Raw genomic sequence first — 26923 nt, 5'->3', positions numbered from 1 at the left:
GCCGAGCGGTTGCGTGATCAGCGTTCGCGCGGGCCGATCGGGAAACCGAGGGCGCCGAAGGTGGCGTTCAGGTTGATCTCGATCTGGGTGAGCAGTGCATTGAAATCGGCGAGCATGGAAACCACGTTCTCGGTGCGACAGCCGACCTGATCCGGCGCATCGGGAGTCAGGCGGGACTTCAACCAGTTGAAGGTGTCGGCCATGCCCAGCGACGGGAGGGTCAGGTGTTCGCTGAGGTGGTCGCGTTTGTAGACGATCGACGCACCGTCCGCGCACCACTGCTGGTTCAGGCGATCGGTAGTCCAGATCGGAACGGCCTCGTCCAGGACGCCCTGATAGATGAACAGCGGCGCGGTCGGGGTGTGTTTGCCGAGGACGGTCGCGTCGAAGACCTCGCGGATTTCCGGTAGCGCGAGGTACTGCGCGATCGGAATCGTCAGAATCCGTTGGTAATCGGTGAACATCTGGGTCAGTGCATTGCGTGGCAGGCACTGCGAGTTGGTTCGGTTCATCAGCGCCTTGCCCTCGGGCGTCAGGTACTGATCAGTCGCCTCGCGGAACTTCGGGTAGGCGTTGTAGAGCGAGGAGACACCGATCCCGATGAGGCTGGAGAACATGGATCCGTTGACGTGCAGCAGGGATTCGACATCCGAAACCGGCGCACCGAGCGCCGCACCTTTCACGTTCAGCTCCGGCGCATAGCTCGGCTGCATCTCGGCGGCCCAGCCACTGCCCATGCCGCCGCCGGAATAACCCCACAGCGCCACCGGGGTATTCGCGCCGTCCAGGCCGAGCGGTTCGAATCGCTCGGCGGCCCGAATGCCGTCGAGGGTCATATATCCCGGCTCCTCGGCCACCGCGAGGTGTCCGTCGAGGCCCTCGTAATCCGGCACCGAAATGGCCCAGCCCTGGCTGATCAGCGCGGCGATCGCGATCAGCTCGCTCTGTGAGTGGATGCCTTCGACACCCGGCAGTCCGGCGCCCTGCTGCAGTACGAACGACGGCGAGCAGGCGATGCTGGCGCTGTCGTAGTAGAACTGCAGCGAGACCAGCGGACGCGACCGGTTCGGATCCGCACCCGCGGGCAGGATCACGGTGCTGACGGCGGCCGTCGGCTGTCCGAACAGATCGGTGCTGCGGTAGAGCAGCTGCCATGAGCGCACGCTCAGCGGCAGTACGGTCAGCACCGCCAGATGCACCTCGCGCGAGCGCAGAATTGCGCCGACTTCCTGCGCCTCGAAGCCCTCCTGCGGTTGATAGAACGAATCCTGTTGCGGCACAGGCGCTGCGGCTACGGGCTTGGCCGTGACACCCCCGGCCATCAATGCCATCGCCATCGATACCAGCGCGGCCGCCGCGCGCAATCCGCGCCGACGCGTGCGGGTCGGATCCTCATTGATCACTGACACGTCTGTCCCTTCCTCATCGACGTGACAGTGATTACAACACGACTTCCTGTTACCAACAAGAAGTCTTTCTTAAACTGCTCCGACTATGGTCGAGGTATGACCCGCAGCAAATCCGCCGCGCGGCCCGATCCGACTCCGGCGCGGCGCCGCATCCGTGGTCTCGATGCCGAGCAGCGCAGCGCGCAACGGCGCAGCCAACTGCTCGAAGCGGCCACCGAACTATTTGCCGAGCAAAGCTTTTCGGGTACGTCGATCGAACAGATCTGTCAGCGCGCGTTCGTCGGGACCAAGGGTTTCTACGATCATTTCGACAGCAAGGAAGCGTGCTACGTCGCGCTGCTCACGCACATCACCGAGCAGATTCAGCAGCGGGCCATCGAGGCGGCCACCGCATCCGCCGAACTGCCCTGGCCGGAGCGCGCGCAAGCCATTATCGCGGCCTTCGTGCATGCCATTGCCGATGATCCGCGGCTGGCCAAGGTGACATTCGGCGAGGCGGGCGGCATATCACCTGCGGTGGAGAAGCAACGGCGCAGTAATCGGCGCTGGTCGGCGGCCTTTATCGATCAGCAGTGGTCGGGTGCGGCGTCATCGGATCCGGAGGAGCAGCGCAGGCGAATCGCCTTGGCGCTGGCGACTATTGGCGGCATGTTCGAACTCGTCGCGGACTGGCTGCACCATCATGACGATGGTGGCGCGCCCGATATGGTCGATACGCTGATCGAGGATCTGCAGCGGTTCATCGCCGTTGTCGATGCGGGGGTTCGAACTGCCGCGCGTTGAACGCTCAGTTTCGCGCATGCCAGATGCGCCCGCGGACCTCACCGAGGCCGATGCGGCGCGCATGCGAACCCGGGGCTGATGCCGTGATGACTACCTCGTCGCCGTCCTCGAGGAAGGTTCGGTGCAGACCGTTCACCGTGACGGGTTCGGCTCCGCCCCAGGACAATTCGATGAAGGACCCGCGCTGGTCCGGTTCCGATCCGGAGACGGTACCGGACGCGTAGAGGTCGCCGGTGCGCGTGGCGGCCCCATTCGCGGTGAGATGCGCCAGCATCTGCGCCGGTGACCAGTACATCCGGGAATATGGTGGATGCGAGACGGTTTGACCGTTCCAGTGCACGGCCAGGTCGATATCGAGTCCCCACTGCTGGCTGCCCCGCAGATAGGGCAGTGGCTCGGGTTCTTGCTTCGGCAGCCGAATGCGGGCGGTCTCCAAGGCGGCCAGCGGCGTTATCCAGGCCGAGAGCGATGTCGCGAAGGACTTGCCGAGGAACGGTCCGAGCGGCTGGTACTCCCAGGCCTGGATATCGCGCGCGGACCAATCGTTCACCAGTGCGACGCCGAAGACGTGCTCGGCGAACTGGTCGATATCGATGGGTGTGCCGAGTTCGGAACCGATTCCGACCACGAATCCGAGCTCGGCCTCTATATCGAGACGCTGTGATGGACCGAAAACTGGTGTGTCGGAAGATGTTCGGCGTTGCCCGCGCGGCCGAATGATATCGGTACCCGAGACGACGACGGTGCCCGCACGCCCGTGATATCCGACCGGTAGATGCCGCCAATTGGGCAGCAGCGGTTCGGCATCGGGGCGAAACAGTCTGCCGAGGTTCGTTGCATGGTCGATGCTGGCGTAGAAATCGACATAATCACCGATCTCTACTGGCAGTTTGGTGCGCACATCGTGCAGTAGATGCACTGCCTCCCTGGGGATTTCGTGATCGATCAGTTCGCGGATCCGGTTGCGCACCTCCCGCCACCGACGTGGCCCCGCCGCCATGAAGGCATTGAGACTCGGCTCGGCGAATACCGGATCCTCCAGTGCCGCAGCCAGATCGATGACTTGCTCGCCGAGTCGCACACCGACCCGGAAGTCCTGGCCCTCCGGCGCGAAGACGCCATAGGGAAGATTGTCCGGACCGAAGAGGGCGTTGTCGGGAACCTCGATGCGGGTCTTCATGCGGGCCCACGGCGCTGATTCGCGTGCGGGCGCCGATTCGGTTGCCGGTGTCCGTCGGATTGCGGTCCGCGACCGGACCAGGTCCACGCATATCCGGGATCCTCGCAGGCCAGCGCGCCCTCGCCGAGTTCGAGCGGTCGGAAGGTATCGACCATGACCGCGAGTTCATCGAAGAAATCGATGCCGATACTGCGCTCATACGCGCCCGGCTGCGGACCGTGCGCATAACCGCCGGGGTGTACCGATACCGAACCCTGCCCGATGCCGGAACCCCTGCGCGCCTCGTAGTTTCCGCCGCAGTAGAACATGATCTCGTCGCTGTCGACATTGGAGTGGTAGTACGGCACCGGAATCGATAGCGGGTGGTAGTCGACCTTGCGCGGTACGAAATTGCACACCACGAAATTGATTCCCTCGAATGCCTGATGGGCGGGCGGCGGCTGGTGCACCCGGCCGGTGAGCGGTTCGAAATCGGCGATATTGAAGGTAAGTGGATACAGGCAGCCGTCCCAGCCGACCACATCGAACGGATGGGTCGCATAGATCATGCGCGTGCCGACCACCTGACCGCCGGGACGATGCTTCACCAGCACCTCGATATCGGTTCCGGTGGCGACCAGCGGTTCTCCTGGCCCGTGCAGATCCCGCTCGCAGTACGGCGAATGTTCCAGCAGCTGACCGAATTTCGAAAGATAGCGCTTCGGCGGAGTGATGTGGCTGGATGCTTCGATCACATACGTGCGCAGCGGTTCCGGGCCGCTCGGTAGCCAGCGGTGCGTGGTCGCGCGCGGAATCAGCACCTGGTCGCCCTGCCGGGCGGTGATGGTGCCGAAGACCGTTTCGACAACGGCCGCACCGGATTCCACGTACACCAGCTCGTCGCCGATCGCATTGCGGTACAGCGGTGAGGCACCTTTGGCCACCACATACGAGATCCGCACATCCGCATTGCCGAGCAGCAGTCGACGGCCGGTAACCGGATCGGTTCCGGCCGGGGTATCGCCGGGAAAGAGATTGTGCAGGCGCAGATGTCGATGGCGCAGTGGATGATTCGGGGTGAGGGTCTGGTCCGGCAGCTCCCATACCGTCGAATCGACAATGGCGGGCGGCAGGCCCCGGTGATACAGCAGCGAGGAATCGCCGGAGAAGCCCTCCTCGCCCATCAACTCTTCGTAATAGAGCCGTCCCTGGTCGTCACGATGCTGGGTGTGCCGCTTGGGCGGCACCGCTCCCATCTGCCGATAGAACGCCATGACCGCACCTCCGGCTGGACCGCTGGATTTGCTTCCATCGTAGTGCCGCAGGTGCCGGTACGGTGGACATTTTGTCGGTCCTCTGCGGTCTTCTGCGGCATTTCGCCTAGCGTTGGCGTGAAGTGCTGAACAATTGTCAGGCGTGACGCAATGCGCGGTACACGGCCGCCCCGACAAAGGCCCCGAGGTTCTGCGGATCCCAACCGCCCTCGCCCGCCAGCAGCGTGCGCACCGCGCCCTCACCCGCGGATACCCACAGCTCGATCAGCGCAGGCAACTTGCGCTCGGCGTCCTCGGTGCCCCATGCGCGCAGCGTCGGTCGCAGCAGCGTGGTGCAGCGCTCGATGGCGAGCCGGCGACCGCGCCCGAACGAATCCGCAACGGCCGGATCGGGATTGCCGTACAGCAGCCGCCACGCATCCGGTCGCTCGGCCGCCTTCTCCAGCAGGGCGCGGAAGCCGTCGACGAAAACGGTCTCATCCGCGTCGACATCGCGGGGCGGCAGCACCTCGAGCACTCCGCCGACCAGGAAGCTCTCCTCGCGCTGGATGAGCGCCTCGATCAGCTCGACGCGATCCGGGAAGCAGGCATACACCACGGGCCGGGTCACATTCATCCGCTCCGCGATCGCGGCCATGGTTACCGCCGCGACGCCGTGCTCCACGGCAATCGCCAGTGCGGTGTCGAGCACTTGGGGGCGGCGACGCTCGGGGCCCAAATGCTGTGCCCGCTGCCGTGGCTGCACCGCTGTCTCGCTACCCATGGGCACCAAGATATCAGCGTTGCTCACCGGGTTCGCCCTGGTACCGGGCCTGAAGATCGAATTCCTACATCGACGAACAATAATGCTACAGTCGTGAATGAAGTGGCCGGTATATGTCCGGATCAATGAGGAGTCAGCTATGAATGCAGCGTCGCAACGCGACTCGATGAGGGGTGGTGGCCGGGTGACGGGTGGGCCCGAAACCCTGTTCAACCCGAAGACCTGCGAATTCGCCGAGTTCGATGCGGAGACCCGCAGACTCCTGCGGGCCACCGTGCAGTGGTTCGAAGCCAGGGGTAAGGCGGCGCTGAAGCATGACGATCGGGAGCGGATCTGGTACGCCGACTTCCTCGATTTCGTGAAGCGGGAGCGGGTCTTCGCCACCTTCCTCACCCCGGCTGCCGAGGCCAATGGCGATCCGAACAAGCGCTGGGATACCGGCCGGATCGCGATGATGAGCGAGATCCTCGGCTTCTACGGCATGTCCTACTGGTACGTCTGGCAGGTCACCATTCTGGGGCTCGGCCCGATCTGGCAGAGCGAGAACAAGGCCGCCAAGCAGAAGGCCGCCGCGCTGCTGGATTCCGGTGAGATCTTCGCCTTCGGACTCTCCGAGAAGGAGCACGGCGCGGACGTCTATTCGACCGATATGGTGCTCACGCCCAAGCCTGGCGGCGGCTACACCGCTTCCGGCAGTAAGCATTACATCGGCAACGGCAATCTGGCGGGCATGGTGTCGGTATTCGGTCGCCGGGCCGACAAACCCATCATCGACAGCGCGAAGGCGCTGGAAAGCAAGCCGACGCAGGAGGATTACGAGGGGTATCTGTTCTTCGTCGCGGACAGCAAACACAAGAGCTACAAGTTGCGCCGCAACGTCGTCGACAGCCAGATGTATGTGGCGGCTTTCGATCTGGAGAAATATCCGGTCGCCGAGGAGGACATCCTGCATCGCGGCGAAGATGCTTTCCACGCCGCGATGAATACGGTCAATGTCGGCAAGTTCAATCTCGGATTCGGTGCGGTCGGCGCCTGTGAACACGCCTTCTACGAGGCGATTACCCATGCCGAGAACCGAATCCTGTTCGGGCACCGGGTAACCGAGTTCCCTCAGGTGCAATCGCTGGTTACCGATTCCTACGCGCGGCTGCTCGGTATGAAGCTCTACAGCGAGCGCGCCATCGACTACATGCGCTCCGCATCCCCGAACGACCGCCGCTACCTGCTGTTCAATGCGATCGAGAAAATGACCGTGACCCGGCAGGGGCAGCGGATCACCGAGGATCTCGCGGATGTGATCGCGGCCCGCGGTTTCGAAAACGATATGTACTTCCCGATGGCGATGCTCGGGCTCTTCGGACTGCCGCGGCTCGAGGGCACGGTGCACGTGAATATGGCGCTGTCGCTGAAGTTCATGGCCAACTACATGTTCCATCCCGCCGATGCCGGATTGGCCGCGCTGCGTTACCTGCCCGGCGCGGGTGTCGCGCCGAAGGGGACGGTTCGGGCGATTTCCGGTGCGCTGAGCTGGTCGAGCCGCAAGCTCACCCCGCGCGCCGGCGCGGCGGTACCCAAGCTGCGCGCCGAATTGGCCGGTGCCAGCTACGATCCCGTGCCGACGCGCCGCGACACCGCCGATGACGAATTCCTGTTCCGGCAGGGCCCGAGCAGCGGCCTCGGCCGAATCCGCTTCCGCGACTGGCGTCCCGTCTTCGAAAAGTTCGCGCACATACCGAATGTCGCCCTCTTCCTGGAACAGGCCCTCGCCTTCCAGACCCTCCTGGCCGCTGCCGCACCGACCGCAATACAACAGCGCGACGTAGATTTCCTCTTCGCCTTAGGCGAACTGTTCACTGCGGTGCCCTACGCCCAGCTGATCCTGGAGCAGGCCGAAATCGAGGGCACCACAACGGATGTGCTCGACCAGCTCTTCGACATCTTCGTCCGCGAATTCTCCAAGAACGCCCTGACCCTGCACACCAAGCCCGCCGCAACCAAATCCCAACAGACCCGCGCCCTTGACCTCGTCCGCCGCCCGATCCCCTCGCGCGTGCGCTTCGACAAAGTGCTCGCGCATGCCCGAGCACACGCGGACGGTTACGAAATGAACCCTTGATCTGAGGTCCGCTGGAACGGCAGCCCGGACGCGCCCGAACATAGTCGGAAGCCAACACGCCGCATCTACGACGATATTCTGGTGTTGTCCTGCGAATGATCTCCGTTCATCGATTTCGCCCCCGTAGTGTTAGGACATGACCGCCGTGCATGAGTCAGTCATCACAACCGAGCAGTTCGAGGAGCTTGCTCAGGCGGCCGATCGCATTGCGGAGGGTTTGCGGCTCGAGCTCATCGATGGACAACTGGGGGTCAAGGCGATGCCGGATGGGGATCATGATCGGATCATTCAGTGGTTGATCCGGGTCTTCCTGATGTTCCGTCCTGAGCTGTTCGTAACGCCGGAACGAGGGCTGAAGATCGACCGCTATCGGAAAGGTCGTGCTCGGCCGGACGGCGTGCTGGCGGATGCTGACGCATTTGTGGGCCAAGGGGAATGGGCCGATCCCGAGTCAGTTCTGCTGGCTATCGAGGTGACGTCGGACGACCGGGACACCGATCGGCGTGACAGGCATGAGAAGCCGCGCGCCTACGCTGACACCGGCATACCCATATATTTGCTCATAGATCGAGATTCGTGTGAGGTCTCCGTATACAGCAAGCCAAAGGGGAATCGGTACGAGCAGATCGTTACGGTGCCGTTCGGTGCCGTGGTGAAACTGCCCGAGCCGGTGGACGTCGAGCTGAAGACGGAACCGTTGAAGAACTGGGTCCGCTGAACGTCAGTCGGTGAATTCGGCGATCACCGGGGCGTGGTCGCTGGGGCTCTTGCCTTTTCGTTCCTCGCGGTCGACCATCGCGTCCTTGGTGCGGGCGGCGAGGGTGGGGGAGGCGAGGATGAAATCGATGCGCATGCCTTCTTTTCGGGGGAAGCGCAGTTGGGTGTAGTCCCAGTAGGTGTAGACGCCGGGGCCGGGGGCGTAGGGGCGCATGACGTCGGCGAAGCCGGTTTCGACGATGGCGTTGAAGGCGTCGCGTTCGGGTTGGGAGGTGTGGGTTTTATCGGCGAAGAATTCGACGGACCAGACGTCGTCGTCGGTCGGGGCGATATTCCAGTCGCCGACCAGGGCGATCTGCGCCTCCGGATGCTCGGCGAGCCACCGGGCGCCGTTGGCGCGCAGGGCGGCAAGCCATTCCAGTTTGTAGGTGTAGTGCGGGTCGTGCAGGGTGCGGCCGTTGGGGACGTAGAGGCTCCACACCCGGACGCCGCCGCAGGTCGCACCGAGTGCGCGCGATTCCACGATCGGGGTGCTGATCAGCGAATCGGCCGCATCCTTGTCGAAGCCGGGCTGGTCCGGGAACGCGGCCTCCACATCGTCGAGGCCGATGCGTGAGGCGATGGCGACGCCGTTCCACTGGTTCAGCCCGATGTGGGCGACTTCATAGCCGAGTTCGTCGAAGCGCTCGAACGGGAACTGGTCGTCGCGGCATTTGGTCTCCTGCATCGCGAGCACATCGATGTCCTGGCGGTCGAGGAAGTCCGCGACCCGGTCGAGGCGGGAGCGGATCGAATTGACGTTCCAGGTCGCGAGACGCACGGATGCCTTCCTTCGCAATGGGCTATAGATCTGTTGTACCGCAGGAGGAGTAGGTTCAGCGAGAGCCGTCCGGCGTGGCATAGCGGTAGGTGTGGTGGTCGAGGAAGCCCAACTCGTGATACATCGCGATGGCCCCGGTATTTTCGGCCTCGACCTGGAGATAGGCGTGGGTGGCGCCGCGGTCGGCGCCCCAGCGGATCAGCTCCGCGCAGATCAGCGAACCCAGTCCGTGCCTGCGATGCTCGGCCGCCACCGCGACGCAGGTCAGGCCGATCCAACGGCGGCCGTCCGGTGCGGTGGTGAGCGCGCCGCGTCCGATCGCGATGGGCTGCGGCAATCCGAGCGAGGCGAAACCCACTTCGCCGTCGTGCACGGCTGTCAGCACCTGCACCACCGGCGGCGTCGAAACAGGCTGTGTCGCAGGATCTTCACCGCTGTAGCGGTGCATCGACAGCCAGGCGTCATCGGGTGCGGGCACGATGCGCACCATCCGCGGCCCCTGCGGCAGTACGAAATTCTCGATATCGATGGCCAGCAGCTGGGTTTCCCGCCGACTCCGCCAGCCCGGCGGCAGCGCCGCCAGCCGATCCGGCAGCGCGATCTGCACCGGCAGCCCGTGCGCGGTATACCACTCGCCGATCCGCTGCAGCGTATCCGCGCCCAGCGCCGCCGGGCCGTCCGAGCTGCCGAGCGGCACAGCGGAATTGGCGCGGTTGGTGTAGCCGTTTCCGGCGCGCAGCAGCCAGCCGTCGATCCAACCCTGTTCGATACCGGGCCAGCCGTAGGCGGCGGCGGCCTCCAGCGCCCGAATCTCCCTGGTGCGAATCGGCCTCGGCCCCAACGCTTTCATCGCGACCACCCGATCCACCGCGACCGCAACAACCTGCCCGTCCGCGGCCCGCACGGTAGGCGGATCCAGCGAAACCAGTTCGCCGATCACATCTGTGAGTGACTGGGGATAACCCGCGGGCAACCGATACCGCAGCACCACGCGGCGACCCAGCTGGATATCGGGCAATATCGAATCACCCGGTTGTGCCGCAGGATCAGTCATCGTGTCCGAACGGGTCGGGCACGGTACCCGGAATCCAGCTGAGTCCCGGTGTGCCCCAACCGTTCCGCTTGATCGCCTTCTTGGCCGCGCGGGCATTGCGGCCGATCAGCACATCCACATAGAGGAAACCGTCGAGATGTCCGACCTCGTGCTGCAGCATGCGGGCGAAGAAACCCTTGCCCTCGATCTCGACCGGTTCCCCGTGCTCATCGGTTCCGGTGACGCGCGCCCATTCGGCGCGACCGGTGGGGAACTGCTCACCGGGCACCGACAGGCAGCCCTCGTCATTGTCATCGGGGTCCGGCATGGTCTCCGGAATCTCCGAGGTCTCCAGCACCGGATTGATCACCGCGCCCCTGCGCCGCACGGCCGAACCGTTGGCACCGACATCCGGGCAGTCGTAGACGAACAGCCGCAGCGGCACGCCGACCTGGTTCGCGGCCAGTCCGACGCCGTTGGCGGCATCGAGCGTCTCGTACATATCCGCGATCAGCTCGGCCAGTTCCTCCGGCGTCTGGGTGACCTGCTCGGTCGGATTGTGCAGAACCGGGTCACCGACGATCACGATGGGGAGGATAGCCATGGGGGCAATTATTGCCGATGGGCTCGTACGGGTCGCAGCCGCCGCGATCGCGGGTGGTGGCGACTCGCTACCGGCGGGTAGCGAACACGCCGCGACAGTGCTGGGGCAATCCCGCGGCCCATGGTTGAATGATCCGCGACGTACAAGCATCATTTTCGTCTGGTGGTCACTTGGCGAGGGAGCAAGATGGACGGCGCAGCGGCTCGGAATCTTTCCGCGATCCAGGACGGCCCTTCTGCGAGCGAAGATGTCACGGCAGCCGAGCAGGTCGATGGTGACGGTGACGGTCTCAGCCGTCGCGAACACGACATCCTGGCCTTCGAACGGCAATGGTGGAAGTACGCCGGGGCTAAAGAAGAGGCCATTCGTGAACTGTTCGGCATGTCGCCGACCAGGTACTACCAGGTACTCAATGCGGTGGTGGATCGGCCGGAGGCACTGGCGGCCGATCCCATGCTGGTGAAGCGGTTGCGTCGACTGCGGGCGAGCAGGCAGAAGGCGCGAGCCGCTCGGAGGCTCGGCTTCCAGGTATGACGCGCCGCCGTAAAAGCGGACCCTGCGCAAAGACCACAGGGGCCGGTTTGCGGATAGGGTCATTAGCGTGAGCAACCCGAATCCCACCTCCGGCGGGCCGCCGTTGCGCGCGCTGGCGATGGTGTTGATCGCGCTGGCCATCGTGTTCGCCGGGCTCGGTGCGATGTCGTTATCGAGTTCGGATTCCGATGCCTCGGGGGCGGGTGATCCCTCGAGCACGACGAGTCGGGCCGCCGCCACCACGGCGGTCGCGACGACCAACTCGCCGGTGCAGACCACGAGTGCGGCACTGACCAGTTCGGCGTCGGCCACCACGAAGCCGTCGACCAGCACGACGACGCCCGCGACCACCACGGCGAATCGCGCTGTCCCGGTACATGTTCTGAACAACAGCACCATTGTCGGACTGGCCTCGCGCACCGCGGGCGAGCTCACCGCCAACGGCTGGACGGTCGCCGAGGTCGGCAACTATCCCGGCCCCAATCTCACGAATACGACTGTGTATTACGGCAATAACCCCGGCGAGAAAGAAGCCGCACTGGCCATAGCCGATGAACTGGGCGCGACTGCCGAGCCGCGCTCCGGTGGGTCGGGTTCGGGCGTGACAGTAGTTGTCACGGGCAACTGACCAGTCCGGGGGCTCGCGACACGGCCCGGTCACGGGTGCGACACGGCGGGCGTGGCATCATCTTGTCCGGTAACGAACGTGTCCACCCAGCTTTACTCGTAAACTCGGTACTCGTAAAGGAGTTCCCCCGATGGCCCCGTCCACAACTCGTCGCCCGTCCTGGCGGACTGTGACCCCGGTGCTCGCTGTCGCGGTCTTCGGGCTGGCCGCCTGCTCGAACAGCCAGGAGTCGAGCGACGTCCAGGGAACTACGCCGCCCGTGTGGACCGGTGCGTCCGCCCCGCAAGCCGGCGAATCCGGCACCGAGACCGGCGCGCCGAATGCCAACCCCGGGGTGAAGGTCGACCTCAAGGACCCCGCAGGTTCCTCGGTCGCCGTCGCGAACATCACCAAGGACGGCAACCACCTCCAGGTCAGCATCGAGGCGCACGGCCTGCGTCCCGGCTTCCACGGCCTGCACGTCCACCAGGTCGGCAAGTGCGAGCCCAACTCGGTCGCGCCCACCGGCGGACCCGCGGGTGACTTCCTGTCGGCCGGCGGCCACCTGCAGGTCGGCAGCGCCAACGCCCATCCGGCCAGCGGCGACCTGACCTCGCTCGAGGTCCGTTCCGACGGTTCGGCCAAGCTGGTCACCACCACCGATGCGGTGACGCTCGATGACCTCAAGGGCAAGGCCCTGATGATCCACGCCGACGCCGACAACTTCGGCAATATCCCCAACCGTTATGTCCGCGCCGACGGCGTTGCCGGTCCGGACGACACCACACTGGCGACGGGCGACGCTGGCGGTCGCATCGCCTGCGGTGTAATCCAGTAGCAAGGTCACCGATATGGCCGGGACAGCAATCGCGCGGGTTCCCTTCCCCGGGTCGCCCCGGCCGACCATCGGTATCGAATGGGAGATCGCGCTCGTCGACAAGGTGACCCGCGATCTGTCGAATACCGCTGCGGCCGTATTCGATTCGCTCGGTGACCTACACGCCCACGATGGAACCCCGCAGGTCACCAAGGAATTACTGCGCAATACGGTCGAACTCGTCACCGGTGTGCACAACACCGTGGGCGAGGCGGTCGACGATCTGCGCGGCACCATGGATATCGTGCGCCGTGCCGCCGATCCGCTCGGCGTCGATCTGTTCTGCGCAGGCACCCATCCGTTCGCCCAGTGGTCGGCCCAACAACTAACGCGCTCAGCGCATTACGACGAACTGATCGATCGCACCCAGTGGTGGGGCCGCCAGATGATGATCTGGGGCGTCCATGTGCATGTCGGAGTTTCGCACGCCGACAAGGTTTTTCCGATCCTCAACTCGCTGCTGCTGTCGTATCCGCATCTGCTGTCGCTGTCCGCGTCCTCGCCGATGTGGGCGGGCGCCGATACCGGCTATGCCAGCAATCGGACGTTGATGTTCCAGCAGCTGCCCACCGCCGGTCTGCCGTTCCAATTCGAAAACTGGACCCAGTTCGAGTATTTCGTGCACGACCAGATGAAGACGGGGGTTTTCGAACAGCTCGGCGGCATGCACTGGGATATCCGGCCCGCACCGAAATGGGGCACCATCGAGGTGCGCGTCTGCGATGGGATCTCGACCCGCGCGGAGCTGGCGGCCATGGCCGCGCTCATCCACTGCCTGATCGTCGATCTCGATCAGCGCCTCGACAACGGCGAGACGCTGCCGACCATCCCGCCGTGGCATGTCCAGGAGAACAAATGGCGCGCGGCCCGCTACGGCCTCGACGCGATCGTCATCGTGGACGACGACAGCAATGAGCGGTTGGTCACCGATGATCTGATGGATCTGCTGCAGCGGTTGGAGCCGACCGCCAAGCGGCTCGGTTGTGCGGACGAACTCGCACTGGTGGCGGAGATCCCACAGCGCGGCGCGTCCTATCAGCGGCAGCGCAAAGTGGCCGCGAGCACCCAGGGTGATCTGGTCGCGGTGGTCGATGCCCTGGTCAAGGAGTTGGACCAGTAGTCCTGCCTGGTCGAAAGGTCGGCTGACGTTCAGCTGCTCAGGGGGATGGCGTTCATCCGCCGTTTACTATGGTCGACGTGCTTGTCGAAGATCCGAGTCCAAAGGGTGGCAGCGTCGCCGCGGCGCGAGCGACGGGCCCGGAGGCGGTAGCGGAGCGTAACCACGGAGGGACCCGGGAGCGCCGCAAATCGAACACTGCGCGGGTGCGCGTGCCGCGTTCGCGGATCTGGACGGCGGCCGCGATCGCGGCGGTGCCGGTGCTGCTGATCGCCCTACAGGTGGGTTCGATCGGGCACGATTTCGAGGGGCCGCTCGGCAGTCTGTGGCACGACTATGTCGGCACACCCAAGTCCATGTCCGTGCCGTGGGCCGGACTCATGCTGGCGCTGGTCGGAATCTCCAAGCGCCGCAGGATGATCGCGGTCGGCATCGCGGCGGGTATCGACGTGGTGTGGGCGAGTATTCGACTGCTGAGCGGCGAATCGTTCGCCATCGGCAATGGGCCGACGCTCGTGCTCACCGGTCTGGCGCTGGTCGCCGGATTCCGCTGGAGCGGGGTGGAGCGACGCAATGCGCTGCACGCCGCCGCGCTGGGCGCATTGCTGGTGCTGGCCACCAAGGTCGGTGATGTGTGGCTGCACATTACGGTCGTCAGTCGGCCGCAGGTCTATGACGTCTATGTGGCGCTGGCCGACCATGCGCTCGGTGATCCGTCCTGGGTGATGGGCCGCGTGGTGGATGCGCTCGGACCGGTGGTCTATGCGGTGCTGCACTGGGTCTATATCGAACTGCCGGTGGCGGCGATCGTCGTCGCGGTGTGGCAGCTGCGCCGGGTGGTCTCGAGCGGGGTGTGGCCGACCCACTATCTGGTGCGAACCTTCCTGGTGCTCGGACTGATCGGTCCGGTCATCTATGTGATCTTCCCCGTGGTCGGGCCGATGTTCGGCTACGGTGCCGATGGCCACGGCATGCAGGTGGGCAACTTCTGGCCCGATTTCGTCCCGCCGATCGATCGCAATCCGACGCCGCTGCCCTTCGACTCCTTCACGCCACGCAACTGCGTGCCCTCCATGCACACGGCTTGGGCGCTGTCGGTCTTCCTGCACACCCGCCGGGACACCGACGGCTCGCAGGCCCCGCTGTGGCTGCGCTGCCTCGGTGCGTTCTGGTTGGCCGCCACGCTTACCGCGACGCTGGGCTTCGGCTACCACTACGGCGTCGATCTGGTCGCCGGTGCGGTGCTGTGCCTGACGGTCGAATCCGCGCTGCGCGATCCTGAGCGTGGTTGGGGCTGGTTCCGGGTGCGTCTGGTGCTGTTCGGTGCGGTGATCCTCGGAGCGCTGTTGCTCTCGTTCCGCTATCTGGCGGTTTCGATGGCCGAGTACCCGGTTCTCGCCGGGACGGTAGTGCTTGCGCTGCTGGCCGCTATGGCCGCGGCATTTCATGCGACGTGGTTTGCCGGGGCTCCGGTGGCCGAGGCGGAAGAGGTTCCTGTCGATGCTGCCCGGGTGTCCTGAGCGCTTCTTCCTGTCGTAGCCGAGCGCCCGGCTTACAACGTGTCGTCCCGCAACTCGTTCACCCGCAACAGCCCGTCACGGTAGCGCTGCTCCCGATAGGCCGTCCGCCCGATCAGATGCGCGATGACCGGCGCGGTGAGCAGTGTGAACAGCCCGACCAGCACCAGCAGCCAGATATTGCCGTGCCCGCGCAACTGGATCGCCACACCTTCCAGAACCAGGATCAGGCCGACGACCTGGGGTTTGGTGGCGGCGTGCATGCGCGAGAGGGTGTCCGGAAAGCGCACGATTGCGATCGACGCGGTCAGCGCGAGTGTCGCGCCGCTCAGGATGAGGACGCCGGAGGCCAAGTGCCACAGATTCATACGTCATCCCGAACGCGGAATCGGGACACCGCTGCGGAGCCGAGGAAGCCGACCAGCGCCAGCGCGACGATCGCGGGAACAACCGTGGTGTCGTCACTGTAGGCGGCCCAGACCGCCAGGCCGGAGGCGGCAATGGCCACCAGCGAATCGATGCCGACAACGCGGTCCAGGGTGTTCGGACCGGCCAGGATGCGGTAACTGACGATCACCGCGGCGGCCATCAGCATGATGCCCGCCACAATCGCGACAACGTTCACGACTCCACCTCCGGAGTTGTTCGGGTCGAACGCCATTCGGTGGGGCGTTCGAACGACGAGATGAGCAGCCGTTCCAGCCGCCTGGTGGTCCGGTAGAACGTGTCGACCGCCTTTTCGCTGCTCACGTCCAGGACGTGCACATAGAAGACGCAGCGCTGCCGGTCGATCTCCAGCACCATGGTGCCCGGAATCAGATTGAGCACATCGGCGCACAACACCAGCACCAGATCGGATCGCACACTCAGGTTCACCCGCAGCACACCGGAGGCCGGCGGCGGCGCCGGACGGATCGCGAACCATGCCACCTGCAGACTGGATTCCAGCGCGTAATACGAACTGACGATGATCAATTCGATCAGCGACAGCGGATGTAGTCGTCCGGATACCGGGACGCGCGGCAGCGGCAGGGTCAACATGATCAACGCGCCGACCACGAGACCGGCCAGCAGATTGCCCACGCTGAGATCGCCCCAGAGCGTCAACCACACGGCCGTCAGCCACAACAGCACGCCGACGCGCACGACCGTCGATCGATTCGGGACAAGGCTACGGACGGTGCTCATCGGTTCGTTCCCTTCGCATCGGCATGCGAATTACCGAGCACCGCACCGATATACACCGCCGGATTGCTCAGATCGTCGGCGGCGCGGTCCGCGATGCGCAGAATCGGACCGGCGAATACGGTCAGGCACAGACCGACCAGCACGAGCGCCGCCGTCGAGCCCACCATCAAAAGTGGCATGCGTCCCGGATCGGTGCGTTCGTCGTAGAGCATATCGGTCGAATCCTCCACCAGCGTTGGTGGTTTCGCCGCAGTGAGATGCCCCTCCGGCGCTTCGACGCGCGGCCGCCAGAACGCCTTGCTCCACACCCGCGCCACGGCGTACAGCGTCAGCAGGCTGGTCACTACCGATCCCGCTACCAGCACCCACGCCAGTACGCTGCCAGCCGCCGCGCCCGCCTGCAGCAGCGCGACCTTCCCGATGAATCCCGAGAACGGCGGTATACCACCGAGATTCAAGGCGGGCACCAGGAACAGGATCGCCAGCAGCGGACTCGCCGCCGCCAGACCACCCAGTCGGCGCAGTGATACCGATCCCGCCTGCCGTTCGATCAGTCCGACCACCAGGAACAGCGCCGTCTGCACCAGAATGTGGTGCGCCACATAGAACACCGCGCCGGAAAGGCCCGCGGCGGTGGAGAGTCCGATGCCGAACACCATGTAGCCGATGTGGCTCACCAGGGTGAACGACAGCAGGCGCCGGATATCGCTCTGCGCGATCGCACCGAAGATCCCGACCACCATGGTGAGCAGGCCACAGACCAGCAGCACACCGTCGAATCCGCCGTCCGGGAACAGCAGGGAATGCGTCCGGATGATCGCGTACACACCGACTTTCGTCAGCAGGCCTGCGAAGACCGCGGTCACCGGTGCGGGTGCGGTGGGGTAGGAATCGGGCAGCCAGTTCGAGAGCGGGAAGACCGCCGCCTTGATGCCGAAGGCGACCAGCAGCACCGCGTAGACGGCCATCCGAATACCGTTGGGTACCTCGCCCATTCGCACCGCCAACTGGGCCAGATTCAGTGTTCCGGTGGCCGCATAGGCCAGCGCGATGCCGGTCAGGAAGATGAGCGACGACACCATCGAGACCATCACATACGCGATACCGGCGCGGATCCGGTCCGCGGTCGCGCCGACGGTGAGCAGCACGAACGATGCGGCGAGCAGGATTTCGAAGCCGACGAACAGGTTGAACAGGTCACCGGCCAGGAATGCGGCCGAAACACCCGCGGTGAGTACGAGATATGTCGGTCGATAGATCGAGGTCGGCTGGCGGTCGTCACCGTCGCGGATGTTCTGGCCCGCACCGTAGACCGAGACCGCGAGCAGCACGATCCCGGAGACGAGCAGCATGGCCGCGGAAAGTCGATCGACCACCAGTGTGATGCCGATCGGCGTACCCCAACCGCCGACCTGCAGCGCGGTGGTCCCGTCGCGATCGACCAGATACAGCAGCATCCCGCAGATGGCCACCACGACCGACAGCACGAACAGCATGACGGAGCGCTGGATGCGCGGCTGCCGCCCGAACACCAGCGTGCCCGCCGCCCCGAGCAGGGGCACCAGGACAGGTAGCGGCGCGAGCGTGGTCAGCAGACTCACTGCGCCGGATCCTCTGCCTCGCGCCGGGCGGCGACCTCGGCGTCCTCCGGGTCGTCCTGGACGGTTTCGGTGGTGGTGAGGATGTAGGAGCGATAGGCGAGGGCGAGTACGAAGGCCGCCAGACCCATGGTGATCACGATCGCGGTGAGCACCATCGCCTGGGCCAGCGGATCGGCCACCTCTTCGCCCTCACCACGGATCGGTGGCCGACCGTTCCGCCCGCCGACGGTCAGGATCAGCAGATTCACCGCATTGCCGAACAGGATCATGCCGAGCAGCATTTTCGACACCGCGCGTTCGAGTATCAGATAGACACCGCACGCGACGAGAATCCCGATCAGGATCAGCAGGGTCAGGTTCGCACTCACTGGAAACGTCCTTGCGCCGAGGCGGAGTCGTCCTCGTCGGTGGCCAGCTCACTGTCCAGACGCGCGCCCAGGCTGCGCAGCACGTCCAGGACCAGCCCGACCACGATGAGATAGACGCCGAGATCGAAGAACAATGCGGTGACCACCTTGACGTGCCCGATCACCGGCAGCGTCACTTCCACGATCGCCGACGACAGTGGCGGCGCGCCGAGCAGCAGTGAGGTGCTCGCGGTTCCGGCGGCCAGCGCCAGCCCGCCGCCGAGCAGATGCCCCGCATCGACGGGCAGTGCCTCGCCGAGTTCATAGCGGCCGCCCGCGAGATAGCGCAGCGTCAGTGCTAGTCCGGCGGTCAGTCCGCCCGCGAAACCGCCGCCCGGCGCATTGTGGCCGGAGAAGAAGAAGTACACCGACAGCACCATGATGGTCGGGAAGACCAGTCGGGTGGTGACCTGCAGGACCATCGATCGTTCGCGCCGATCCACCAGTCGCCCCGCGGGCAACCAGCTGATCAGGTCCGGATCGTAGTCCGGTGAGTCCGCCGCGCGCGGCGCACTGCCGAAGCGTCGGCTGCGAAATACCAGCGATGCCACACCGGTCGCGGCCACGACGAGCACCGAGATCTCGCCGAGGGTATCCCAGGCCCGGACATCGACGAGCAGAACGTTGACGGCATTCTTGCCGCCGCCGAATGTGTATGCGGCATCGGGGATCAGGCGCCATATGGGTTCGGTGGAGCGGGCCGCGACGGCGAAGGCGGCCAGCACCGCGACCGTCGCACCGACCAGTGCCGACAGGATCGCCCGACGCACTTTGAATGCGGCCGTGCGGCTTTCGTCGATTTCGGCAGGGAAGGCACGCAGCACCAGCACGAAGATCACCAAAGTCAGTGTTTCGACCAGGAATTGGGTGAGCGCCAGATCGGGCGCACCGTGCAGCGCGAAGATCACACCGCAGCCGTAACCGGTGACGCCGACGACGAGCACGGCGGCCAACCGGTTGCGCAGCACCGTCGCGGCCAGCGCCATGACGGCCATGATCGCGCCGATGGCGACCTGGAACGGCGAATCCCACAGGCGCAGGTGAACTCCGGTGCGCGTGCCGACCGCTAGCAGCACCGTCGGCAGCAGGATCAATGTCACCAGGATCGCCGCCTGACTCAGCGGCAGCGAACCGCGCTGCACCGCGCCGGTCATCCGCAGTGACACCCGGTCCATGGCCCGCAGGGTGGCGTCGTAGGCGCGGTCGGCATTGCCGAGCATGGTCGCGGATTCGCCGATGCGACCGCGCAGCTGGAAAACCACGATGCCCGCGCAGATGATCAGGATCGTCAGTGCCAGTGGGACATTGAAACCGTGCCAGAGTGCGATATGCGAATCGAGCACGCCGGGAAGGGTTTTCGCGTAGGGGTTCAGTAGTTCGTCCAGCCATGGTGCGCAGAGACCCGCTGCCAGGCTCCCCACCGCGAGCAAGCCGGGCGCAGCCGTGAACAGCGCTCCCGGCGCATGCCAGTGACCATAACCGTGCTCCGGAAGGTGCAGGTCCCCGTCAGCGTGCAGATCTCCGCTCTCGGGCGCGCCATCGGATAGCACCTCCCTATCCGCAAAGGCTCCCCAGATGAACCGAATGCTGTAGCCGACAGTCAGGATGGATCCCAGCACCACCCCGACGGCCAACGCGGCCTTGGCCGGTTCGCCGAGGACATCGGCATCCAACACCGCGGCCAACGCACTTTCCTTGCCCACGAACCCCACCAGCGGCGGAATCCCGGCCATACTGAGCGCCGCCAGCACCGCGACCCCGCACAGCACCGGCGCACGCCGCCCCAGCCCCGACAACTCCCGCAGATCCCGCGTACCGGCCCCGTGATCGATAATCCCGACCACCATGAACAAACACGCCTTGAACAGCGCATGCGCCACGATCAAGGTCACCCCGGCCAGTGCCGCATCCGGCGTTCCCAGCCCGACCAGCATGATCAGGAACCCCAACTGGCTCACCGTCCCGAAGGCGAGCACCAGCTTCAGATCCGTCACCTGCAACGACCGCAATCCCGCGAGCACCATCGACGCCACACCGAGCGTAAGGATCAGCGGATGCCAAGCCGGGCTTGTTGCGAAGACCGGCGCCAACCGCGCCACCAGATAAACACCCGCCTTCACCATGGCCGCCGCATGCAGGTACGCGCTCACCGGCGTCGGCGCCGCCATCGCACCCGGCAGCCAGAAGTGCAGCGGCACGATCGCCGATTTGCTCAATGCCCCGACCAGCAGCAGCACCACCGCGACATCTACCGCGATGCCGGAAGGCGGTCCGGCGAACAGATCCGACAGCAGATAACTGCCGCTCACCTGACCGAGGATGACGATCCCGACCAGCATCGCCAGCCCGCCCGCCCCGGTCACCAAGAGCGCCTGGATCGCGGCCCGCCTGCTCACCGCCTGTTCGGCATTGTGGCCGACCAACAGGAACGACAACACCGTCGTCATTTCCCAGAAGACGAAGAGCAGCAACATATTATCGCTGGTGACCAGGCCGAACATGGCCCCGGCGAAGGCGACCAACTGGGCCGCGAACACCTGCAACCGCGGTTCGTCGTCCTCGAAATATCGTGCGCAATAAGCGAGAATCACAGCGCCGATGCCGAGCACCAGCGCGGACATGATGGCGGCCAGCGAATCGAAGCGCAGCTCGATATTCATTTCGATGCTCGGCGCCCAACCGACCCGAACCCGCTGTGTCCTACCCCAATTCGCGATCACCCAGCCGAGACCGCCGAACGGGACGAGCGCGAGTACGTAGAAACCGTTGCGCCCCAACGCCCGCACGCACAACGGTGCCGCAAGTGCGGCTGTTACGAGCGCGAGCAGGATTCCGAGCAAACTGCACTCCGTCGGGTCGTTGCGGCGGGGTGATACCGAATGATCCTACTTGGAGCCTGGGGATGGGGGTTTCGTCGGCCGAGCGAGTATGGCGTATGCCATCTCCGGGCTGGTGGGCTATATGTCCGCTAACGTTTCGTCGTCGACGGATCGCCCCGGCTTGGGTCGGCTGCGCGGCCGGAATCGGCGCAGCACCACCAACCCGATGGCCGAGCCACAGGCGATCGCGAGCGCGGTCCGGCCGGCCAGCGCTTGATGGTCGGCGCCACCGTTCAGCGGCCATTCGGCGGTGTCGTGCGGCAGGGCCGTGATGATCGACGGCAGATACAGCGCGGAAAGGGCGAGCACTCCGCTCGGTGCATAGCGGGGACGCGCGGTGCCACAGCAGTAACCGGCCGTGAGTGCCAGGACCGCGCTGCCCGCCGCGGTCACATAGCGATGGGCGTCGGTGGATTTCACCAGGGCGAATACCGCGAGTCCGGTGATCAGCAGGATGGCGATGAAGGTCGAGGGCAGGCGGATCCCGATCAGCAGTCCGACGGTGGCGACCGCGATCAGCGCGGCGATGCTCCACCCGGGCCGCGGATTGCCGCCGATCGCCTCGGCGGCGGCCACCAGACTCACCGCCAGATACACCCCGGTGCCGTCGCGCCCGGGTAGCAGCATGGCCGCGGCGGTGGCGGCGATGACCGTCGCGCCGACCGCCATCCCGATTTCGACCGCATGACTGACGTTCGGCGCATGTTGATACTGCCGCGCCAGCCATTCGGTAATGGCCAGGATCACCAGCGCCAGCACCATCGAGGCCAGGATCGGCGTGACCGGTAGTTCGACGGCGATCCGCGGTGGCTTCGATTTCTCGGGCTGGGACCGATTGCGCAGCGTACTGACGATCAGCAGTACCACCGCGACACTGACGAGCCAGCGCGGCGGTGTCTCGAGCACCGCGTACGGATTGTCGTCGGCGATCTCCAGTAGCTCCGCGAAATCATCGAAGACGAAAAAGCTGGCGGCGCCGATCGCGAAGCCGGCCGCGGGACCCGGTCGGCGCAGCACTGCCGCGCCCAACGCACCGAGCAGCACACCGGCCAGAATCGAATCCAGATAGTTCTGGGTGGTCAGCAGGTCGGCCGAGGAAACATGGCGTCCGGCGAAGTGATTGACGTCCATGGCGATCGCGCCGAACAGTGCTGCCGCCCATGCCACCAGCGGCTTGTGGAAGGTGACCACCAGCACCGCGACGGCCACCGCGACGATCACCCCGATCGCGGCACCGCGCGGGACGCTGTTGTTCAGACTGGCCAACCGATACGGCGAAGTGTCGGCGCTCCAGCTGAAGGTGATCGGCAGGAACAGTGCGACGCCCGCGACCACGGCCCCGAAGAAGGCCGTGATCGTATCGATCGCATTGCCGATCTTGCGCACCTCGTCGAACTTACCCGCGCGCGACGCGGGAACCGGTGATTGCGCCCATATTGCCCGAATATGTCGGATATGCGGAAAACGCAGTAAGACAGCGATTACCGGAGGATTGCGGCTATCGGCTATCGGCGGCTGTCCGCGTACCGGCGCAGCGACTCGACCTGCTCGGTATCGAGCGACGGCCGCACCACCGCCCTGGCCGCCGCGACATCCCCGGCGGTGACATCGGCGGCGTCCACATCCCGGCGCATCGCGGCAAATGCGGCTTCGCGCAGCAGCGCACTGCAATCGGCCGCGGAATAGCCGTCCAGATCGGCGGCGAGCGCGGCCAGGTCGACATCGGCGGCCAGCGGCACCGATTTCCCAGCGGCCCGCAGGATCTCCAGTCGGGCGTCGCCATCCGGCGGCGGCACGAAGATCAGCCGTTCCAATCGGCCGGGGCGAAGCAGTGCGGGATCGATCAGTTCCGGACGGTTCGTCGCGCCGAGCACCACCACATCGCGCAGCGGTTCCACACCGTCGAGTTCGGTGAGCAGTGCCGCGACCACGCGGTCACCGACGCCGGAGTCGCTGTTCTGACCGCGGCGCGGCGCGAGTGCGTCCACCTCGTCCAGGAAGATCAGCGATGGCGCGGAATCGCGTGCGCGCTGGAACAATTCGCGCACCGCGCGCTCGGAGGCGCCAACCCATTTGTCCATCAACTCGGCGCCCTTGACCGAATGCACGCTGAGCTGACCGGTCCCGGCCAGTGCGCGGATCAGGAAGGTCTTACCGCAGCCCGGCGGGCCGTAGAGCAGTACGCCGCGCGGCGGACGAATACCGAGGCGGGCGAACGAATCCGGGTGGCGCAGCGGCCAGAGCACGGTTTCGGTGAGCGCCTCTTTGGTTTCGGCCATGTCCCCGACGTCGTCCAGGCTGAGGCTGCCGATCGCGAGTTCCTCGGTCCCGGAACGCGATAGCGGCCGGATCACCTCGGTGGCGCCGAGCAGGTCGGGTTGGGTCAGCTCCGGTTCCGACTGTTGTTTACTGGCCCGCGAAGCCGCGCGCAGTGCTGCCTCGCGGCACAGTGCGGCCAGGTCCGAGACCACGAATCCGGGTGTGCGCGAGGCGATCTCGTCGAGTTTCAGATCTTTGGTCGGTACCTTGCGCAACAGCTGCTCGAGCAGTGCCTTGCGTACGGCGGCGGTCGGCAGCGCGAGTGCGAGTTCGCGATCGCAGAGATCGGGTGCGCGCAGCCGCGGATCGATACCGGCCGGATGTGCGGTGGTCGCCAGGAGTGTCACGCAGGGCTCGGCGATCGCCGCGCGCAACTGGTCCAGGATCAGCGTGGCGACCGGTTCGGCCGGTGCGGGCAGCAGTGCGTCGATATCGGTGACGAGCAGGATTCCGCCTCGCCCGCTACCGATTTCGGCCACCGCGGCCGCGACCTCGCGCAACCGCGCACCGCTTTCCGCCGCACCGACCGTCGGACCATCCAGTTCGACAATGCGCCGCGGCGCGGCCACCGCACGGGCCAGCGTGGCCTTGCCGACCCCGGCCGGGCCGGTGATCAAAACCCCGAGATGCGGTGTAGCGCCCAGAGCCTTCAGCAGTTCCGGTTCGTCGAGTGCGAGGCTGAGCCACTCCTGGAGTTTCGCCGCCTGCCCATGCGCACCAACCAGGTCCTCGACCGGAATGGCCGACTCGCCGACGGTCGCGGTCCAACCCGCGCCCGCCCCATTGGTCGCGGCCAGCGCCGCGGCCTCGGTGGCCCCACGCGCGGCCTCACCTGCCGGTGCCGGCAGCCCGGCCGCCGCCCGATCGGCGGAATCCCGGGCCGCCACCGCACTCGCGCCCCAGACCACCGCGGTATTCGGCTGCACGCTCACCGGAGCGCGGCCGGGATCGGTCGCGGTGACGGTCAGCAACTCGGTGGTCCACGCGATGCCGAAGGTGCGCGAAAGTGCCTGTGTAGCAGCGGAGGAGCTGATATCCGGACCGAGGTCGCGGGGCAGTAGCGAGACCGCGTCGCCGATCGTGACCACCTTGCCCAGCAGCGCCTGCCGCAGCGTCGCCGCCGGAATGGTCCTGGTGGCATGCACCGAACCGCTCACCGAGATCTGCTTGGCCCCGTATACCGTCGCGGGCGAGACCACCACATTCGCGTCCTCGCGCAGCCCCGCGTTGGACAATGTGACGTCATCGAGCAGCGCGACTCCGGCCGGTGTGCCCGCCGGAGCCACCCCGACCACCGCGGCGGTGCGCCGCGCCCCGATCAGCGCGATACCGTCCCATTCCCGCAGGCCGAGCGCGGTCAGTGCCTCTGGATGCAACCGGACCACCCCGCGCCTGGCATCTGCGGCGGAGGGATTCAGTCGAGCGGTGAGCGCGAGTTCTGCCACTGTGTCATTCTGCCCGCGTCCGGCCCCGGTTGGTCGGCGGTCCGTCGGAAAGATCCGAGATCTGCGGAAAATCGTCGCGGGCGAGTGCCCCGATCCGCTATTTGCCCCTTGCAACTCGAAATTGTGAATGTACTCACGGAACCGAAAACGGCCTGGGATCGTCGTCGATATCGCCGATCGGACGTGTAATCGCGGCGGTGCGCTCTGACCAGTAATTTCGCAACGGAGACTGGTACGCCTGTCCGAGTCGATCTCACAAGCCTCGGCAAATACGCCGCCCTACCGCGGATCGACCTGGGCATACGGCTCACTCGGGATATGACGGGCGCGGGTTGCCGACTCAGAAGCTCGGCTCGAGCAAATGCGGGGCATCCCTCATGTGGCCCGACTGCATCGCAAATCGATCCGCGGAATTGTGGATAGCTAAACTTCGGCAATGATTTCATGATTGACGAACCCCAATGTGCGACAACGAATTCCGCACGCTAACGTTCTGGTCCCGCCCCTTGTCGGGCGGGACAACAAAGTGGAGGGAATTCAAGAAATGAAGTTCGGAAAGATCACTACTGCTGTCTTCATGGCTGTCACCGCGGTGGGGATTACCGCAGCTACCGCCAATGGACAGCCCGCCGTGGCGACTGACCAGCCGGCGGCAGTGACCCCGGGGGGCGTGACTTCTGGTGTTGCACACGGAATCAACTACCACACAACGGTTTCCCCAACTGATAAGACCATCACCTGGGCGGTTGACAGCGGCCGGTTCGAGCTCGCCTCGGACGGTGCCGCAGTGCTGTTGAAGTCCGACGACGGCGTGACCGTGGACCAGGTGCCGCTGCGCTCCGAGGTCGCTGGACTTCCGATCGCGGTGAGCCAGCAGATCAGCGCGGACGGCCACACCCTCGCGCTGGCTTCGACGATGACCCCGGCGGACACCGCGAAGCTGAAGGACATTGCGGGGCTGAAGGACATCAGCTCCTACGACCGGCTCATGGAGCAGGTCAACAAGAACCTGCCGGGCATCGTCATCGGTGCCGTCATCGGGGCTTTCATCCCCTTCCTGTGGATCATCAGCATCCCGGCCGGTGCGCTGATCGGCGGATACGTCATGGGCGGCCAGGAGTTCCTCGACGCCGTGATCGCGTTCGCCACCGGTCAGCCCTGATCGTCGCGCCATAAGTAGAACGCGCGTACACAGCGCCTGCCCGCTGTGTACGCGCGTTCTGTGTATGTGCCGTCGGTGCTGCGACCGAGCAGCGGCGGCCCTACTTGTCCTTTGCGACGATCCCGGCGGCCACCGCGACCGGGGTATCGGCGTAAGTGGGGGCCAGGCAGACGAGTTTGGCGGTGCCGAGGGCGACGTTCGGGCTGCCCTCGAACTCGCTGCCCGGATTCTCCGTGAGCACCTTCTCGATCAACGCCTTCTCCTCGGTGCTGTCCAACTTCTTGAATTCACCGCAGGTGGTGCTCGACGCGGGGCCGAGCGAGGGGTAACTCGCCGTGGTCTTGGTGGTGGTCGGTGCGTCGGCGGCCGTCGTCGGCGCTGCGCCGGTCGCGGAGGTGGTGCTAGCGGGCGTACTGGTGCCCGTCGCGCCCTTGCGCAGACCGTTCGCGTCGGAGCTGGAATCGTCCGAACTGCCACATCCGGCCAGCGCGACGGCCACCGCCCCGGTGGCTAGGACGATGGCGGTAACTCGCTTGATCACGTGCGTTCCCAGGTAACTCGCGGCGCCGGAGTCTCCGGCGCGTCCGGTGCA

Annotated in this window: 25 protein-coding genes; 9 read left to right on the top strand and 16 right to left on the bottom strand. The window is 65.5% G+C overall.

The window, feature by feature from the left end; genetic code table 11:
* Positions 1 to 17 precede the first annotated feature (17 nt).
* Positions 18 to 1409 (bottom strand): lipase family protein, encoded by a 1392-nt coding sequence (locus ON44_RS31180; protein WP_157187361.1) that lies wholly within the window; start codon positions 1407 to 1409, stop codon positions 18 to 20.
* Positions 1410 to 1430: 21 nt separating this feature from the next.
* Between ON44_RS31180 and ON44_RS31175 the strand changes: the two genes are divergently transcribed.
* Positions 1431 to 2192, top strand: a complete 762-nt coding sequence (locus ON44_RS31175) for a TetR/AcrR family transcriptional regulator (RefSeq protein ID WP_245567406.1) — start codon at positions 1431 to 1433, stop codon at positions 2190 to 2192.
* A 4-nt stretch (positions 2193 to 2196) separates the two neighbouring features.
* On the opposite strand, the gene fahA is transcribed toward ON44_RS31175, so the two are convergent.
* The 3 genes from fahA to ON44_RS31160 all read right to left on the bottom strand — a co-directional run bounded on the left by fahA (position 2197) and on the right by ON44_RS31160 (position 5388).
* The gene (gene fahA, locus ON44_RS31170) at positions 2197 to 3372 is read right to left on the bottom strand and encodes a fumarylacetoacetase (RefSeq protein ID WP_040696648.1); all 1176 of its coding nucleotides are present in this window, start codon (positions 3370 to 3372) and stop codon (positions 2197 to 2199) included.
* A complete protein-coding gene (locus ON44_RS31165; RefSeq protein ID WP_051182638.1) occupies positions 3369 to 4625 on the bottom strand; it encodes a homogentisate 1,2-dioxygenase in 1257 nt (418 codons plus the stop codon). Before ON44_RS31165 ends, fahA begins: the two co-directional genes overlap by 4 nt.
* A 136-nt stretch (positions 4626 to 4761) precedes the next feature.
* Positions 4762 to 5388, bottom strand: a complete 627-nt coding sequence (locus ON44_RS31160) for a TetR/AcrR family transcriptional regulator (RefSeq protein WP_040696773.1) — start codon at positions 5386 to 5388, stop codon at positions 4762 to 4764.
* A gap of 166 nt (positions 5389 to 5554) precedes the next feature.
* On the opposite strand from ON44_RS31160, the gene ON44_RS31155 reads away from it, so the two are divergent.
* A complete protein-coding gene (locus ON44_RS31155; protein ID WP_051182651.1) occupies positions 5555 to 7504 on the top strand; it encodes an acyl-CoA dehydrogenase family protein in 1950 nt (649 codons plus the stop codon).
* A 136-nt stretch (positions 7505 to 7640) separates the two neighbouring features.
* Positions 7641 to 8222: a Uma2 family endonuclease gene (locus tag ON44_RS31150; RefSeq protein ID WP_040696646.1), complete on the top strand. Its 582-nt coding sequence runs from the start codon at positions 7641 to 7643 to the stop codon at positions 8220 to 8222.
* A 3-nt stretch (positions 8223 to 8225) separates the two neighbouring features.
* Here ON44_RS31150 and ON44_RS31145 read toward each other — a convergent pair whose 3' ends face one another.
* From ON44_RS31145 to ON44_RS31135, 3 genes are read right to left on the bottom strand one after another with little or no spacing between them, the layout of a single operon-like run.
* Complete coding sequence (locus tag ON44_RS31145) at positions 8226 to 9041, bottom strand: exodeoxyribonuclease III (RefSeq protein WP_040696644.1); 816 nt, start codon at positions 9039 to 9041, stop codon at positions 8226 to 8228.
* Between the two features lie 55 nt (positions 9042 to 9096).
* Positions 9097 to 10095 carry an N-acetylglutamate synthase, CG3035 family gene (locus ON44_RS31140; protein ID WP_063721656.1) on the bottom strand — a complete coding sequence of 333 codons (999 nt, stop codon included), beginning with the start codon at positions 10093 to 10095 and terminating at the stop codon, positions 9097 to 9099.
* The gene (locus ON44_RS31135) at positions 10088 to 10678 is read right to left on the bottom strand and encodes a peptide deformylase (RefSeq protein ID WP_040696641.1); all 591 of its coding nucleotides are present in this window, start codon (positions 10676 to 10678) and stop codon (positions 10088 to 10090) included. Before ON44_RS31135 ends, ON44_RS31140 begins: the two co-directional genes overlap by 8 nt.
* Before the next feature lie 186 nt (positions 10679 to 10864).
* Between ON44_RS31135 and napA the strand changes: the two genes are divergently transcribed.
* The 5 genes from napA to ON44_RS31110 all read left to right on the top strand — a co-directional run bounded on the left by napA (position 10865) and on the right by ON44_RS31110 (position 15333).
* Positions 10865 to 11212: a nucleoid-associated protein NapA gene (gene napA, locus ON44_RS31130; RefSeq protein WP_040696639.1), complete on the top strand. Its 348-nt coding sequence runs from the start codon at positions 10865 to 10867 to the stop codon at positions 11210 to 11212.
* A gap of 67 nt (positions 11213 to 11279) precedes the next feature.
* Positions 11280 to 11840: a LytR C-terminal domain-containing protein gene (locus ON44_RS31125; RefSeq protein WP_040696637.1), complete on the top strand. Its 561-nt coding sequence runs from the start codon at positions 11280 to 11282 to the stop codon at positions 11838 to 11840.
* A gap of 130 nt (positions 11841 to 11970) precedes the next feature.
* The gene (sodC, locus tag ON44_RS31120; protein ID WP_040696635.1) at positions 11971 to 12657 is read left to right on the top strand and encodes a superoxide dismutase[Cu-Zn]; all 687 of its coding nucleotides are present in this window, start codon (positions 11971 to 11973) and stop codon (positions 12655 to 12657) included.
* Positions 12658 to 12670: 13 nt separating this feature from the next.
* Positions 12671 to 13816 carry a glutamate--cysteine ligase gene (locus ON44_RS31115; RefSeq protein ID WP_040696633.1) on the top strand — a complete coding sequence of 382 codons (1146 nt, stop codon included), beginning with the start codon at positions 12671 to 12673 and terminating at the stop codon, positions 13814 to 13816.
* Between the two features lie 224 nt (positions 13817 to 14040).
* Complete coding sequence (locus tag ON44_RS31110) at positions 14041 to 15333, top strand: phosphatase PAP2 family protein (RefSeq protein ID WP_373283228.1); 1293 nt, start codon at positions 14041 to 14043, stop codon at positions 15331 to 15333.
* A 32-nt stretch (positions 15334 to 15365) separates the two neighbouring features.
* Here ON44_RS31110 and mnhG read toward each other — a convergent pair whose 3' ends face one another.
* The 8 genes from mnhG to ON44_RS31070 all read right to left on the bottom strand — a co-directional run bounded on the left by mnhG (position 15366) and on the right by ON44_RS31070 (position 25169).
* Positions 15366 to 15698: a monovalent cation/H(+) antiporter subunit G gene (gene mnhG / locus ON44_RS31105; RefSeq protein ID WP_040696631.1), complete on the bottom strand. Its 333-nt coding sequence runs from the start codon at positions 15696 to 15698 to the stop codon at positions 15366 to 15368.
* Positions 15695 to 15955, bottom strand: coding sequence for a monovalent cation/H+ antiporter complex subunit F (locus ON44_RS31100; RefSeq protein WP_040696628.1), 261 nt, complete (start codon positions 15953 to 15955; stop codon positions 15695 to 15697). Before ON44_RS31100 ends, mnhG begins: the two co-directional genes overlap by 4 nt.
* Entirely contained in the window at positions 15952 to 16518 is a 567-nt protein-coding gene (locus tag ON44_RS31095) for a Na+/H+ antiporter subunit E (protein WP_051182636.1), read from the bottom strand. Before ON44_RS31095 ends, ON44_RS31100 begins: the two co-directional genes overlap by 4 nt.
* Positions 16515 to 18119, bottom strand: a complete 1605-nt coding sequence (locus tag ON44_RS31090; protein WP_040696622.1) for a Na+/H+ antiporter subunit D — start codon at positions 18117 to 18119, stop codon at positions 16515 to 16517. The genes ON44_RS31095 and ON44_RS31090 overlap by 4 nt, the downstream gene beginning before the upstream one ends.
* Positions 18116 to 18487, bottom strand: coding sequence for a Na(+)/H(+) antiporter subunit C (locus tag ON44_RS31085; RefSeq protein WP_040696619.1), 372 nt, complete (start codon positions 18485 to 18487; stop codon positions 18116 to 18118). Before ON44_RS31085 ends, ON44_RS31090 begins: the two co-directional genes overlap by 4 nt.
* Positions 18484 to 21366: a Na+/H+ antiporter subunit A gene (locus ON44_RS31080; protein WP_040696616.1), complete on the bottom strand. Its 2883-nt coding sequence runs from the start codon at positions 21364 to 21366 to the stop codon at positions 18484 to 18486. The genes ON44_RS31085 and ON44_RS31080 overlap by 4 nt, the downstream gene beginning before the upstream one ends.
* 117 nt (positions 21367 to 21483) lie before the next feature.
* Positions 21484 to 22791: a hypothetical protein gene (locus ON44_RS31075; protein ID WP_040696613.1), complete on the bottom strand. Its 1308-nt coding sequence runs from the start codon at positions 22789 to 22791 to the stop codon at positions 21484 to 21486.
* A 119-nt stretch (positions 22792 to 22910) separates the two neighbouring features.
* Positions 22911 to 25169: an AAA family ATPase gene (locus ON44_RS31070; RefSeq protein ID WP_040696610.1), complete on the bottom strand. Its 2259-nt coding sequence runs from the start codon at positions 25167 to 25169 to the stop codon at positions 22911 to 22913.
* A gap of 544 nt (positions 25170 to 25713) precedes the next feature.
* Here ON44_RS31070 and ON44_RS31065 point away from each other — a divergent pair.
* On the top strand, positions 25714 to 26331 hold the full coding sequence (locus tag ON44_RS31065) for a DUF8020 domain-containing protein (RefSeq protein ID WP_040696607.1): 618 nt from the start codon (positions 25714 to 25716) through the stop codon (positions 26329 to 26331).
* Positions 26332 to 26431: 100 nt separating this feature from the next.
* Here ON44_RS31065 and ON44_RS31060 read toward each other — a convergent pair whose 3' ends face one another.
* The gene (locus tag ON44_RS31060; protein ID WP_245567405.1) at positions 26432 to 26872 is read right to left on the bottom strand and encodes a hypothetical protein; all 441 of its coding nucleotides are present in this window, start codon (positions 26870 to 26872) and stop codon (positions 26432 to 26434) included.
* Positions 26873 to 26923: the final 51 nt, after the last annotated feature.

Origin of the sequence: Nocardia vinacea NBRC 16497, assembly GCF_000308835.1 — a bacterium.
Lineage (GTDB): Bacteria > Actinomycetota > Actinomycetes > Mycobacteriales > Mycobacteriaceae > Nocardia > Nocardia vinacea.
The sequence above is the reverse complement of the archived record's forward strand: the minus strand, read 5'-3'. Positions and strand labels throughout refer to the sequence as shown.